11 protein-coding genes are annotated in these 13,511 nt (G+C 43.2%); 6 read left to right on the top strand and 5 right to left on the bottom strand.

Annotated features, from left to right (window positions below; all coding sequences use genetic code 11):
- Positions 1–522 precede the first annotated feature (522 nt).
- From MusilaSJ_RS10975 to sucD, 4 genes are all read left to right on the top strand, one after another.
- Positions 523–1,323, top strand: a complete 801-nt coding sequence (locus MusilaSJ_RS10975) for a hypothetical protein (protein ID WP_274990004.1) — start codon at positions 523–525, stop codon at positions 1,321–1,323.
- 335 nt (positions 1,324–1,658) lie between these two features.
- On the top strand, positions 1,659–2,435 hold the full coding sequence (locus tag MusilaSJ_RS10970; protein WP_274990003.1) for a hypothetical protein: 777 nt from the start codon (positions 1,659–1,661) through the stop codon (positions 2,433–2,435).
- Between the two features lie 131 nt (positions 2,436–2,566).
- On the top strand, positions 2,567–3,793 hold the full coding sequence (gene dctA, locus MusilaSJ_RS10965) for a C4-dicarboxylate transporter DctA (RefSeq protein WP_274990002.1): 1,227 nt from the start codon (positions 2,567–2,569) through the stop codon (positions 3,791–3,793).
- Positions 3,794–4,257: 464 nt separating this feature from the next.
- Positions 4,258–5,136, top strand: coding sequence for a succinate--CoA ligase subunit alpha (gene sucD / locus MusilaSJ_RS10960; RefSeq protein WP_090534235.1), 879 nt, complete (start codon positions 4,258–4,260; stop codon positions 5,134–5,136).
- Positions 5,137–5,377: 241 nt separating this feature from the next.
- On the opposite strand, the gene MusilaSJ_RS10955 is transcribed toward sucD, so the two are convergent.
- Entirely contained in the window at positions 5,378–6,559 is a 1,182-nt protein-coding gene (locus tag MusilaSJ_RS10955) for an asparagine synthetase B (RefSeq protein ID WP_112652713.1), read from the bottom strand.
- A 478-nt stretch (positions 6,560–7,037) separates the two neighbouring features.
- Here MusilaSJ_RS10955 and MusilaSJ_RS10950 point away from each other — a divergent pair, with 478 nt between their 5' ends.
- Positions 7,038–7,475: a peptidylprolyl isomerase gene (locus tag MusilaSJ_RS10950; RefSeq protein ID WP_090534226.1), complete on the top strand. Its 438-nt coding sequence runs from the start codon at positions 7,038–7,040 to the stop codon at positions 7,473–7,475.
- Positions 7,476–7,552: 77 nt separating this feature from the next.
- The gene (locus MusilaSJ_RS10945) at positions 7,553–8,059 is read left to right on the top strand and encodes a DUF5606 family protein (RefSeq protein ID WP_274990001.1); all 507 of its coding nucleotides are present in this window, start codon (positions 7,553–7,555) and stop codon (positions 8,057–8,059) included.
- Positions 8,060–8,120: 61 nt separating this feature from the next.
- Here MusilaSJ_RS10945 and MusilaSJ_RS10940 read toward each other — a convergent pair whose 3' ends face one another.
- The 4 genes from MusilaSJ_RS10940 to MusilaSJ_RS10925 all read right to left on the bottom strand — a co-directional run bounded on the left by MusilaSJ_RS10940 (position 8,121) and on the right by MusilaSJ_RS10925 (position 13,459).
- Positions 8,121–10,919 (bottom strand): S8 family peptidase, encoded by a 2,799-nt coding sequence (locus MusilaSJ_RS10940; protein ID WP_274990000.1) that lies wholly within the window; start codon positions 10,917–10,919, stop codon positions 8,121–8,123.
- Between the two features lie 97 nt (positions 10,920–11,016).
- Positions 11,017–11,847, bottom strand: a complete 831-nt coding sequence (locus tag MusilaSJ_RS10935; protein WP_274989999.1) for a M57 family metalloprotease — start codon at positions 11,845–11,847, stop codon at positions 11,017–11,019.
- A gap of 260 nt (positions 11,848–12,107) precedes the next feature.
- On the bottom strand, positions 12,108–12,572 hold the full coding sequence (locus tag MusilaSJ_RS10930) for an aspartyl protease family protein (RefSeq protein ID WP_274989998.1): 465 nt from the start codon (positions 12,570–12,572) through the stop codon (positions 12,108–12,110).
- 257 nt (positions 12,573–12,829) lie between these two features.
- Positions 12,830–13,459, bottom strand: coding sequence for a response regulator (locus MusilaSJ_RS10925; RefSeq protein WP_274985809.1), 630 nt, complete (start codon positions 13,457–13,459; stop codon positions 12,830–12,832).
- Positions 13,460–13,511: the final 52 nt, after the last annotated feature.

Below are 13,511 nucleotides of genomic sequence, written 5' to 3'. Positions count from 1 at the left end.
GTAGCGATGTTTTTTGGCCCGGGTTGGTGGGCTGTATAGTGGCAGGGAGGGGTTTATGCATCATTTCAGAAGAATGGGTTTATTGATGAGCGCTTCACAAACCCTAATTTCATTGGGGTGAAAAAATCCCCCAGAGGGGGAACAGGTTTGTAGCAATATATATACCCAAAATAGCCGTGCCAGAGGTACGGAACACCGGAGTTGTGTACCTCTGGCACACTAAGATTTCATTCTTTTTATTTCTACAAACCTTTTGCACCTCTGGTGCAACCTGTAAATTCCTTAGCTTAATGATGCTTGCGTTATATACTCCTGGTGAGGGGGGCATTGCACAATTTCATGCTTTTTCTTCCAAATATCTGTCATTACAAAGGTAGGTTTCAACATTGGCTAACCTTTTGCCGGTACTCATTGTTCAAAATGAGGGTAAATAACATTATAAGCCCCTGCTCCTAAATGTTTTTAAAATTTCTTTAATTAATTGATAATAAGTTAAATTTGCGCGGAACTAAAATCCTAAACATGAAACACAAGTACAAAATTATAGTATTGCTGCTTGCCGGTATTACTGCCATTTACACCTCGTGCCATAAACTTAACATGGCGCCTAACAATCAAAGTACAGTAAGTAAAAAAGAAGCGAGTGTGCAAATTGCGCAAAGCCTTGTTGGTATTTTTAACCCCGAAAACGGCGGGTTTGATTTTAAGAGCGGTTTAAGTATGCCAACCGATCTTTCCCTGAACAAAAAAGGTAAGATCAAAGTACAATCTGTTGACCCTCAGCCACAGTGTGGCGCTAAAATGGATACCACGATAGCATTTAATTTAGATCAAAGCGATACCTCTAAAATCGATATCTGGGCTAAGGTTAAATATGAGCTTACCTGTACCAATGGAGTACCTTCAGGTGTTACCGCTAATGATAGTTTAAATATGACCATGGCAGGCAGCGGTTTTACAATGGTTTTAAGAATGGGCGAAAACCTGATACTCAGAAGCCTTAATCCGGGTGTTGAACACGCGCAATATTCTTTTGATGGCCCTGTGAATTATTATGCCAGGGTTAACTATACCAAGCCAACAACAGATCAGCCAAATGTTGAAGGCACGTTTAGCTACAATTTTAAATCAATTGTTGTTGATCCTACAAAAGACCCCGATTTTATTTTAAGCGGAAGTGCTGCCTTTTCGAGTAAAGGAAGTATTGGAAAAAACACATGGAACTATAAAGGGACGATAACGTTTTTGGGTGGTCACAAAGCTAAGATCACTATCGACGGTACGGTTTACACTGCCGATCTGATGACCGGTGAAGTTAACTAACCCGGTTTTAAAATATATGAAAAGCCCTGCTCCCTAAACCGGATGCAGGGCTTTTTATATGTTGCCGTTTTTGATACGGCATACTTTTTATTGCCTGTGTAATTGATAAAAAAACGGGGAATATTTTCTACATGTTTTTCCTCGAAATGGGGAAAGCAGGTGATGGGTGTGGTTTGTGTTTCATTGCTATCAGCAGCGTAAATCTATAGCCGCTTTATTAAAAAGGAAAATGAGCCTAAAAACATATACCAGTGCGTTTTTTGGCGAAGTGTTTCATCTGTGGTATGCTTATTGCCGAATGAGGCAAAGAGATCTAAACTTTATCTGATACGTTTATGAAACTAAATCTACGCAGTATATTGCCTTTATTAGCAGGTGTAGCTGTTCTTTATTCGGCCTGTACAAAAACAGGAATTAATGTAAAATCCGATCCATCAACTGTAAAAGCAAGCGATAATGTAGCCAGTTCGGCAATTGCAGATAACCTGGCAAAATCGTTGGCCGGTTCATTTGGAGGGGCCAGCCTTAACGACGGTGTTACCCCCTCAACCAATGCCTCATCAAAGCTTAAAGTACAGAGTACATATAGTTGCGGTTTTTATATTGATACCAGCCTGAACCGAGTATTTAATCAAGGTGATACTTTAAAAGCAACCAAAACAGGCGGTACCAAATATTATTTTATTTGTGACGGCAACAAAACTGTTGGTTACGATTCGGTTGATTCATTAAACACGGTAGGAAGCGGTCCCGGCTATTCATTCGTTTACAATATTGTGCAGAAATATAAAGTTAGAGGCCTTAACACCAATAACTCAAACTTCTCGCTTGATGGCCCGATGAAAGCCTATGTCGATAACGAATACACTAAATACAAAACGTTTAGCAGGGTGCATAATACCTACGTATTCACTAACCTGTATGTACATGGCGCCGATAACTTTGACATCACCAGCGGTACAGCTACTTTCCGTTCGGAAGGAAAAACAAACGGCGGCGGCTGGGACTACAGCGGTACCATTGTTTTCCTGGGCAACCACAAGGCAAAGCTGACTTTCCTTAATAAAATTTTCTTAATTGATTTACTAACCGGTAAATCAACGCCTGCATAATCACGATCTTTCAATCAATCAATTATGCCCTGTGCCGGTTTCCGGTACGGGGCTTTTTTGTGCCTGAAACAATAACTTATTATATTGCCGCCCCAACCTGTTGCTCCCCCTTTAGGGGGCCGGGGGGAATTATGAAACGCCTCTTATCAAACCTTACTTTCCAGGTACTTATTGCCATTGCCCTTGGGGTAGTGGCCGGCTTATACCTTAAAGGCTTTGCCCCGACTGCCGAACTGATCAGCAAAACGTTTATCAGCCTCATCACTATGCTGATCGCGCCTATCATATTTTTAACCATTGTGCTGGGCATAGCCGGCATGAGCGATATGAAAAAAGTGGGCCGGGTAGGCGGTAAAGCTTTGTTGTATTTCGAGATCGTAACCACGTTCGCACTTGTCATCGGCGTTACCGTAGCCAATATTATTAAGCCTGGTGCAGGTTTTGAAAACCATGCTGCAAAAATGGATACCGGCAAATTAGCCGTTTACGAAAAAGCCGCCGCCGAAATGCACTGGGGCGATTTTATTGCCCATATAGTCCCCTCAAATATGTTTAAAGCTTTTGCTGAAGGCGATATTTTGCAGATCCTGTTTTTTGCGATACTGTTTGGTTTTGGGTTAAGCAGGATGGGTAAAAGTGGCGAAGCGGTTATTCAGCTATTTGATAAGCTTTCGAAAGTGTTTTTTAATATCATGAAAATAGTGATGAAGGTGGCGCCGATAGGGGCCTTTGCAGGGATGGCTTTTACGGTGAGCAAATATGGTATCCAAACATTGAAACCGCTGGCCCTGTTGATGGGCTCTGTTTACCTGACTATGTTCCTGTTCATATTTGTGATATTGAATATTATCTGCAGGTTGTTTAAATTCAGTCTTTGGGAGTACCTGAAATACATCAGGCAGGAGATCCTGATCGTGCTGGGCACCTCCTCGTCCGAATCGGCTTTGCCTGCCATGATGGAGAAAATGGAAAAGTTTGGCTGTTCCAAATCGGTGGTTGGTTTGGTGATCCCCACGGGGTATTCTTTTAATTTGGATGGCACTACCATTTACCTTTCCATGTGCGTGATATTTTTGGCGCAGGTGTTCAATATCCCGCTTTCGCTGGGGCAGGAGTTAACTATTATCGGCATACTGATGATCACCTCCAAAGGCGCCGCAGGTGTAACCGGCAGTGGTTTTATAGTGCTCACCAGCACGCTCACGGCCATTAAAATAATCCCGGTTGAAGGTTTGGCGATATTGATAGGGGTTGACAGGTTTATGTCGGAAGCACGGGCTATAACCAATGTGATAGGTAATGGGGTTGCTACAATTGTGATTGCGAAGAGTGAGGGGGAGTTTGTTGAACAGGAATGATTTCGGATTTCGGATGTTCGATTTCGGATTTTTTTATTGGGATTACACCGATTGATTTTTGATTACGCCGATTTTGTCTGAACCCGAATTAAACGAATTGTTAGAATTTATTGAATTGGCTTTTCATTCTGTAGATTCTTAAATCCTGAAAATTCTGATTCAGACAGGCAGCGTTAAGGATAGTAGCGGATACCGGCCAATGAGCGTAATGCCTGCAGGCGTATGAGCGAATAGCCTGGGCCACAGGCAACGCCCTAATTTAGTTGGCAGTAGATAGTTTTCAGTTGGCAGTTTTATTCAACGGGAACTTTATAATCATAAAAAATTTAAAACACATAAACACCCTATAACCACATCCAATCCCATTAAAAGTCACTTTTATGTTAACATATAAATTTAGATTACAATAGGGTTTGACATTCGGGCAAAAACTTTAGCTTTGCCGTACTAAAACGAAAAAACCAATGAGTGTACTCGTAAATAAAGATTCAAAAGTTATTGTACAAGGTTTCACCGGTAAAGAGGGTTCATACCACGCTGAGCAAATGATTGCTTATGGCACTCAGTTAGTTGGTGGTGTTACACCAGGTAAGGGTGGTCAAACCCATTTAGACAGGCCGGTTTTTAACACGGTTAAAGACGCCGTTGTTGCAACCGGTGCCGATGTGTCCATCATTTTTGTACCTCCTGCTTTTGGTGCAGATGCTATTATGGAAGCTGCCGAAGCCGGCATTAAGGTTATTGTTTGTATTACCGAAGGTATCCCAACAAAGGATATGATTGCGGTTAAAGAATATCTTACAGATAAGGACGCACGCCTGATTGGTCCTAACTGCCCTGGCATCATCACTGCTGATGAAAGTAAAATTGGTATCATGCCAGGCTTTATCTTCAAAAAAGGTAACGTTGGTGTGGTTTCAAAATCAGGTACTTTAACTTACGAAGCGGTTGACCAGGTGGTTAAAGCCGGTTTGGGTATCACTACAGCTATCGGTATCGGTGGTGACCCGATCATTGGTACACCAACCAAAGAAGCTGTTGAATTATTAATGAACGATCCGGAAACTCATGGTATCATCATGATTGGCGAAATTGGTGGTAACATGGAAGCTGATGCTGCCCGCTGGATCAAAGCAAATGGTACTAAACCGGTTGTTGGTTTCATTGCTGGCCAAACTGCGCCTCCGGGCCGCCGTATGGGTCACGCAGGTGCTATCGTAGGTGGTGCCGATGATACAGCTGCTGCTAAAATGAAAATCATGGCCGAGTGCGGGATCCGCGTGGTTGAATCACCAGCCGAAATTGGCGCTGCCATGGCAGAAGAATTGGCTAAGTTAGCTTAAGGAGCTTAAGGCGGAAAGCCGAAAGCGAAAGGCTTTATAATATTTGAAAATCCCGGTCATGTTTGGCCGGGATTTTTTATTTAGAAGCGATTATTACCTTTTAACCTTGCGCTCGTTTGTAACGAGCGCTTAATATGGTTTGGCGATTGTATCGCCCTTGCTTTACAAACGAGCGCGGGTATCAAGCGCGAGTGGCTATTACAGCTTTAAGCTTTCCGCATTTGGCTTTAGGCTAAAAAAATTACGTTTTCTGTTTTTTCTTCTTAGCCGCCGGAAACAGCACATTATTCAATATCAGCCTATAACCCGGTGAGTTAGGGTGAAGCTTAAGATCTGTCGGCGGATCATTTACGGCATGCTGGTAATCTTCAGGGTCGTGGCCGCCGTAAAATGTCCATTGACCTTTGCCGTATTCGCCGTGAATGTAGCGGGCCTCATTGGCGGTTTTCATTTCGCCCATGATGGTAACGCCGGGTTTGAGCATGCTTTTGTTGTAAGCCGTAGTTAAACCCATAAAACCTTTAATTACTTTGTCATGATCCTGCGTAAGCATACTTGGCACCACATCCCATTTAGCCGAAAAATCAAACAGCGTAAAGAAATCACGTGTACGGTCTACCTGGCGGGTAGTAGTAACATCGATATTGCTAAAGGAATGCGAAATGGGGTTCATATCCAGTGTAAAATTCTGAAAGGCGAAAGTCTGACTAAAGTCGAGCTTGGATTGTGCGTCCTGGTCGGCAGCATCACCATCAAACATGCGTTCGCAGATGTCGGTATTTGCGGCCGATAGTGCGATGTCAAAAGTATCGGTACCTGAGCACATGGCAAACAGGAAGCCGCCGCCTGCACAAAAATCGCGGATGTTTTGGGCTACGGCCAGTTTCATTTTTGATACTTTGCTGAAGCCAAGTTTATGGGCCATAGCCTCCTGGATCTTGATATCATCGGTATACCATTGCGCATAACGGAAAGCACCGTAAAACTTGCTGTACTGCCCTGTAAAATCCTCATGGTGCAGGTGCAGCCAATCATACTTGGGCAATTCGCCGTGGATCACCTCTTCGTCGTAAACTACGTCGTACGGAATTTCGGCATATTTCAGTACGAGCGTAACAGCATCATCCCAGGGTAGCTTGTTTTTTGGCGAATAGACTGCCATACGGGGCGCTTTTTCCAGTTTAACAAGGTCCATATTTACTGATGGATCGCTTACTTCGGTAATAATTTCGGTGGCTTTGGCGTCGGCAATAACTTCGTAGCTTACCCCGCGGATCTTGCATTCTTCCTCAACTTTTTGCCCGTACTTCATCATGAAACTGCCGCCACGATAGTTGAGCAGCCAGTCAACCTCCTCGCCGTTTTTGAGTACCCAGAAAGCTATCCCGTATGATTTGAGATGGTCCTTTTGCTCATCATCCATAGGGATTAAGATGGATGCGGCCCTTGATGTTAAAGGTAAAAGGTAAAAGGCGAAAGGTAAAAGGAACTTTAGCTTTATAAGTAAAAGACGAAATGTAAGAGGTGAAAAGTTATTGCCTGATGAATTATTCACGATCCTTGTTGATTTGTTTACTGCCGGGTTATCAAATGTAACGAATAAACGGCTAATGTATTTTATTCAATTTTAACACCTGTGGGCTTCTGGCGCAGGTACATTTTTTAGTTTTATGGTGCTGTTAAATCCTCGGCTTACATGAGTTTATCCGTTATCATCAAAGGTGTTTTTCCCGATTGAAAAAGAAAAGGTGAGAACCAATTACTCACCTAACAAGGAGATTTTTACACTCTGGTAATTAATAAATATCACAAACCTTTCGCCTTTTACCTTTCATCTTTAACCTTTTTCTTTAATCCTCAATTTTATTACCTTTGCCAACTGTTTTCTAAAAAACAAAAACATGAGCAAAGCAATAATCAAAACCGAAAAAGGCGACATGACCGTAGAGTTTTACGATCAGGATGCCCCTAATACCGTTGCTAACTTTAAAAAATTAGCAAAATCAAACTTTTATGATAACGTGATATTTCACCGTGTTATCCCTAATTTTATGATTCAGGGCGGCGACCCAACCGGTACCGGTGCTGGTGGCCCAGGCTACAAAATTGATTGCGAGCTTACCGGCAACAACCAATACCATGACCGTGGTGTGCTTTCAATGGCCCATGCAGGCCGCAACACTGGTGGCTCACAGTTTTTCATCTGCCACAATCGCACAAACACTGCCCATCTTGACCGTAACCACACCGTTTTTGGTAAAGTGATTGAAAATGTTGACGTTGTTGACGCTATTCGCCAGGGAGATAAAATTTTAGGTATCGAAGTTATTGAGGATTAAGTGAATAGTTGATGAGGTGAGTAGTTTATTGTTTAAACATCATAAACTACTCAGCCAATCAACCCAACAAAAAATATATGAATTTACAGGGAATTGTATCGGTATCAGGAAAACCAGGTTTATGGAAAGCTTTGGCACAAAATAAAACCGGCTATGTGCTGGAAAGTTTAGATGCACAGAAAACAAAACTGATAGCTAACCTTTCTACAGCTAAATTAGCTGCTTTGAGCGAGATCACCATTTTTGGTGTTGAGGATGATATCAGGCTAACTGATGTACTTGAGCGCATGAAATCGGCATCAAACATACCGGATGTTAAAGCCGACGGTAAAGCATTGCGTACCTTCTTTTATGAAGTAGCGCCAGATCATGATGAGGAGAAAGTTTACTCATCTGATATTAAAAAGGTAATAGCCTGGTTCCAGATATTAAAGCCGCTTCCAATTTTTGAAGAGGCCGATCCAACCCAGGGCCCGGCTCCGGTTGCTGAAGAGCCCGTTGCCGAAGCTGTAACAGCTGAACCGGAAGCCGAATCAGCAGCTCCAAAAGCAAAAGCAAAAAAAGCCATAAAAAAAGCCGAATAATCGGCTTTTTTTATGCTTAGCAGCGCTGCCGCAGGTTTGAGCTGGCCGACAATCGCATTATTTAAATCTTTATCAGTTTGCCATTATAAATTACTTTACCATTTAGCTCGATGGTGTAAACATACACTCCTGCTATAAGCTTTACCGGGATAGTGTTTTGTAACTCGTTAATGCTTTTAACCATATTTAGCTTGCCATCGGTACTGTACAATTTAAATTCGTAGTTGTTAATATCGCCGCTGATGATATTGATTTGGCCGGCAACAGGGTTGGGGTATATAACAAATTGACTGGGCTGTAAATAAACGGCATCGGCTACGTTGGAATAAATGATATCGCCGTTGATTGTGGTGAGTTTTGCCCGGTAATATTGTTTGCCCTGCCGGGGATTATTATCGGTGTACAGGTAAGCTACCGATGTACTAACCGGTATGACATTTAAAGTAACGTATCGGCCCGCGGCGGTTGTTTTTTCCCAGGTGATGGATTTAAGATTATAAACGCTGCCCAACTGCAGGTTGAGCACAACGGTGTTGTTAACTACATTTGCCAATAATGTTTTTACATAGCAGCCAACCCCCTGTGTTGTAGCATTAATGGTATAACTTTTTATGCCTTCAAAGCCATTACCTGTGGCGCTCACCGCAAAATAAGTTGAAGTTTGCTGCTGCGCCGGTATAATGATGCTGGTATCGGCGGTTGATGCAAATTTTTGAAGCAGGTTATCTTTAATAGTATAAACGCTATAGCCTGTGCTGCCCGGCTGAGGTTTCCATTGCAGAAGCGTACCGGCGGCGCAATTATATCCTATATCAAGTGTTAGAGGTTTTGAAATGCTGAATTCCGCACTGGTAAAAGTTTGACCGCCGATATCCATTTTAAGCATGGTTTTATTAAAAACATCGGGCGCTGTCCAGGTATAATAGTGGTTTTTAAGAGTGGCATTATTAATAACCTGCCAGGTTTGGCCATGATCATAGCTAACGCTTATTGTACTTGATGCGGTATTGAATGAGCTTTGCCATCGCAGGTAATTATCCTCGCCGGCAAAAAGCTGGTCGCCGGCCGATGGGTAGATCCATTCAAATCGGTTTGATATGGTCTCCTGGTGGGCAACATGAAATTTTTGTGTACCGGCAGTAACCTTTCTGCCCTTAACATGCACCATGTAGATGCCTGCTGCCGGGTTTTGTAAGCTTACCTGTTCTGTGTTGTTTAATGTATCCACTCGTCTTTCTGCCGGGGCGGATAACGAATCGGCAGAGGGGAAGCTGCTGAGCACCCATGGTAAAATTTGCTGCCCGGATGGTGTGGTAACAGTAAGATCGAGATCATTTACCAATGCCCATGGTGCGTTAACGGCCGCCGCGGGGTCATTCCAGGCCAACGAAACTTTAAGCTCCCTGCAATTCGCGGGGACCGTTATGGAATAGTCTGTTTGTGTAGCATTGCTAACGGAGCCGGTAAAAATGCGTTTTTCATTGATGGTGCGTAATGCTTCCAATGCATTCAACGAACCATAACCTGTTTTATGGCTGGGACCTGATGAGCCTGTTTCATCGGCCGAGTTAATGAGTACACTTTTTATAAGCCCGGCAGATGGCATCTGTTTATATTGTGTTTTATAAGCTTGCTGCAGCAAAGCTACTGTGCCTGATACCAGGGCTGCCGCGCCAGACGTACCATCTTCTCCATCCGCGATCAATTCGGGTTTGATGCGGCCATCATATGCTGGTCCGGCCGAGCTTAAGGATTCGGGGGCACCCGTCCTGCCTGTGCCGCCAACCACCAATACATTTTTAGCCTGCTTAAAGTCGCCCGAGAGATTGGCTACCCCGCTTATGCCGCTGTAAACGCCGGTTTCGGGTGCAGATGTGCCGATATTGCCCGATGAAAATACATGCACCAGCGAATCATTTTCAAAAATCTGCTGATCATAAGCGGCGCTTTCAGCTCCGTAATAATTTTCGATGCCGGTACCATATGAGTGGTTTTGCACCGAAATCCTGAATGATTTAAAAATGGCGGCGCTATCCGGCATTAATTGTGCAAAAGATGATGAGGTGAAATTTACTTTGGGAGCAACTCCCAAACCTTTAATGTATGAGTTGCCGTTGCCGCCTATGAGTGTTGCCATGGTGGTAGCATGGCCCGATGTGATATCGGAGGTTTTAAAGGATGTGAAGCTGCGGCCTAAAAGGTCGAGATCATCGTCGTAGCGGTCTTCTTTTACAGAAACATTAACGCCGGATCCGGTTACGCCCGGAAAATTAGCCCCTATGGCCGACATGGTATTTAAACCGAGGTCAATATCGCTAATGGCAAGTTCTTCATGGGGCAGGCGCACCTCATTGGCAAATAATATATAGTCCTGCTGAAGTAAGGCAGGTAGGCTTTCTAATTTGATGTTAAGACGTATTAAGTTGCCGGTTTGGCCGATAATGGCTCCGGATTGTTGGAAGTGCTTAATAACGGTGTCATTAACAGCGGTAACCGCAATCTCAATGGCTTGTGTGCGTGCGGGATGCTGCTTCCAGTTTTTCGCAAGATTATCCGAAGCTTTCCAGATGGGGGAAGCGGCGCTGTTATTTATAATATTAGGATCGCTTTTGAGAGCCAGGGCTGATGATACTACGTAATAGTTATAGGAAACCCGTTTGATGATATTGTATTTCCGGTTATCGATATGCGCCGGATCTTTAAATTTTACAAGGTAATACTGGTTGGGATTTTTTTGCGGAGATAAAGATGTTGCCTTATAAAGTGAAACAACTGCCTCGTCGCTCATGTGTTTTTGCGACCATGACACTTTAAGGCATAAAAAAAGGAGTAATACGGTAACAGGTATTCTTTTTGTCATAGGCGGTAATGTGATCAAACCAATAAAGGGGAGCTGCAGCATCCCCTTTATTGATAAAGCTATTTAGTTGAAATGTAAAAAACAACTATAGGCGTTATTAGTATAAATAATTCAACGCTATCTGATCGTTGGCATTAAACGTACGGTCGGTACCGCTTGAGCAGGCTAACATCCATGAGCCGGCATCGGCTTTGGTTGGTGTGCCCGGAATGTTGATAGCACCAATACCTGCCGAACCTTCGTTTACATGTCGGCCGCCGCAGCTGAACGCGCGGTTCATATAATCGGTATGACGGAAACCGATACAATGGCCCAACTCGTGTTGAATAACTGATGTTACATAACCCAGATCAGGGTTTGTGCCATAAGCTTGTTCGTTGGTGTTCATCTGGATCTGGCTATACGGGTCGCCCGATGAAGTAGGGAAGCCTGATGAGCCTAAAGTGATATAACCACCGCTTGGCCCTTCGTTAAAGCCTATGATGTCGATTGTGCCGCCGCTGCTAACCATTTGAAATTTAAGCGTAAGATTTAAAGCATTGTAACGTGCGACTGCGGCGGTAGCCGCGTTAAGGTAAACAGTAGGCAAGTTTGTAACTGATACGGTTACTGTTCGGGGCAGGTTTTTAACCAGGTTTGTGGTACGGTACTGCTCAACATCAGCAATTCTTAAAGTAGGGCTGGTGCTTGCTTCGGCTAAATTGGCTTTGGTGAGCAGGATATCGCCCTCAACAAGATAGCCATCGCCTTGCCTGCGCACTTCATCGGTGCTGAAGCCTAAGTTTGTAATGCTTTTCAGTACATCGTCTGGGATAGCGGTTGGGCTGGTGGTCGTAGTTTTTGCAGCCTTGTCTTTTGAACAGGAGAATAATACAGAGATTCCGACAAGCACACTTAGTCCGATCCCTAATAATAGTTTTCTTTTCATTGTTTTCGTTACGTTTTTAGATGTAAAAGAAGAATTAATTTCAGCAGCCGGCCAGCGCTATTAACTTATACGCAATGTATAAATAAAATGTTATGAATTTATTAATATAAAATAACAAAAAAATATTCTTTTTAGGAATTATTATCTTTTTATTCGATTGATATCGAAATTATAATTGTCATTTTGACTATTATGCCAATTATAGCTTTGTTTTAACTGGGGGAGTGTTTTTGGGAGCACAGCCCTGGTGATTTTTAAAATTACCTTTGGATATACAAGGCCCTGCTCATGCTTGGCATAGGCTTTTTTAGTTTCAGCACCCGTTTCCCATAATCAATAACGGCTTTATATTTCATTAAAATATCTCCGCCCAAAACACCTAATACCTGCGGGTACCCCATTTGGCCGTAGGCCGTATTAATGGTGGAAAGATCAAGCACGGCTACTTCAAATTCGGCGATAGGTAAGTTGCCGATGTGCAGGTCACTTACTGTTGCTGTAAAAGATTCCATGGTATTGGTGCCGAGGCCCGTGGAGAGTTTATCGCTGGCTAGGATGTTCATGGTTTCATTGGCTTCGGAAAGCATCGTTTGATCGAAGGCGGTTTTTGACGCACCGGTATCCAGCACCATAATAAAAGTTTTTCCAAACAACAAAACTTCAACCAGCGGGTGAAAGCCATCGTCATGCAGGTCGATAATACGAAGCGGGACAGATATAATCATTGCAGATATGCCAATTACAGATGTGCAAATGTGCAGATTAAAGCAGTGATTATTATTGGTACTGTTAGAAAAAAATCCAGCGGTAATTTTAAGATTTATTAAAGGCCATCTTTCACGGCCCGGTCTTTCAATTGTGATAAGGTTTAGGCTTTAAAAGGCACTAACAGGGAAGTTAATATTAACAAGGCCTTTTAGTTTCTTTATGAGGCTAAATTATCATTAACCATTAAGGCCTGCAATACTGAAAAAGTGGTATATCAGATTGCGCGGAATTTATTAATAGCCTCTACTTTGTTTTGAACCTGCAGTTTGATGTAGGTATTGCGGATGTGTTTTTTAACGGTTCCGGTGGAGATATCAAGGCGATCGGCGATTTCTTTGTACTGGAGTCCGCGCGCCAGGAGGTTAAGTACTTCAACCTCGCGTTCGGTGAGGTTTTCGGTGGCAGGGGCGGGCGGTTTATCAGCGTCGGTATTGAATGAAGCAATGACCCTTCGCGAGATATAGGCACTCATGGGCGAACCGCCGGCCGCGATTTCGGTGATGGCATTTCTGATCTCATCGGCCGAAGATTCTTTGAGCATATAGCCGGTAGCGCCGCTCTTTAAGGATTCAAAAATATTGGTATTGTCGTCGTTGATGGTGCACATCAAAAATTCGGCATCGGGGACAAAAGGCTTGGCCCGCCGTATAAACTCAATGCCCGACATGCCCTCAAGGTTTATATCAACGATAAAGATATCCGGATTAAGCTGGTCAATTTTTTTTAATACGGCTTCGGCATTGGTATAAGAACCAATTAAAGTTACGCCGCTCATATCATGAATAATCTGTTCCAGCCCGCGCCGGTAATGTAAATTATCCTCTAATAAAACTATCTGGAGCATGCTTTGCGGTAAATATAAAATGCTAATTTCCTAAATTATCCCGGCTTTCTTT

The organism is Mucilaginibacter sp. SJ (assembly GCF_028993635.1).
Lineage (GTDB): Bacteria > Bacteroidota > Bacteroidia > Sphingobacteriales > Sphingobacteriaceae > Mucilaginibacter.
This window is presented reverse-complemented; position numbering and strand designations above follow the sequence as displayed.

Excerpts from the sequence above, each read along its gene's own strand:
- MusilaSJ_RS10945 (WP_274990001.1), top strand. The coding sequence starts at position 7,553 with ATGAATTTACAGGGAATTGTATCGGTATCAGGAAAACCAGGTTTATGG.
- MusilaSJ_RS10925 (WP_274985809.1), bottom strand. The coding sequence starts at position 13,459 with ATGCTCCAGATAGTTTTATTAGAGGATAATTTACATTACCGGCGCGGG.
- MusilaSJ_RS10975 (WP_274990004.1), top strand. The coding sequence starts at position 523 with ATGAAACACAAGTACAAAATTATAGTATTGCTGCTTGCCGGTATTACT.
- MusilaSJ_RS10930 (WP_274989998.1), bottom strand. The coding sequence starts at position 12,572 with ATGATTATATCTGTCCCGCTTCGTATTATCGACCTGCATGACGATGGC.
- MusilaSJ_RS10940 (WP_274990000.1), bottom strand. The coding sequence starts at position 10,919 with ATGACAAAAAGAATACCTGTTACCGTATTACTCCTTTTTTTATGCCTT.
- MusilaSJ_RS10950 (WP_090534226.1), top strand. The coding sequence starts at position 7,038 with ATGAGCAAAGCAATAATCAAAACCGAAAAAGGCGACATGACCGTAGAG.
- dctA (WP_274990002.1), top strand. The coding sequence starts at position 2,567 with ATGAAACGCCTCTTATCAAACCTTACTTTCCAGGTACTTATTGCCATT.
- MusilaSJ_RS10935 (WP_274989999.1), bottom strand. The coding sequence starts at position 11,847 with ATGAAAAGAAAACTATTATTAGGGATCGGACTAAGTGTGCTTGTCGGA.
- MusilaSJ_RS10970 (WP_274990003.1), top strand. The coding sequence starts at position 1,659 with ATGAAACTAAATCTACGCAGTATATTGCCTTTATTAGCAGGTGTAGCT.
- sucD (WP_090534235.1), top strand. The coding sequence starts at position 4,258 with ATGAGTGTACTCGTAAATAAAGATTCAAAAGTTATTGTACAAGGTTTC.
- MusilaSJ_RS10955 (WP_112652713.1), bottom strand. The coding sequence starts at position 6,559 with ATGGATGATGAGCAAAAGGACCATCTCAAATCATACGGGATAGCTTTC.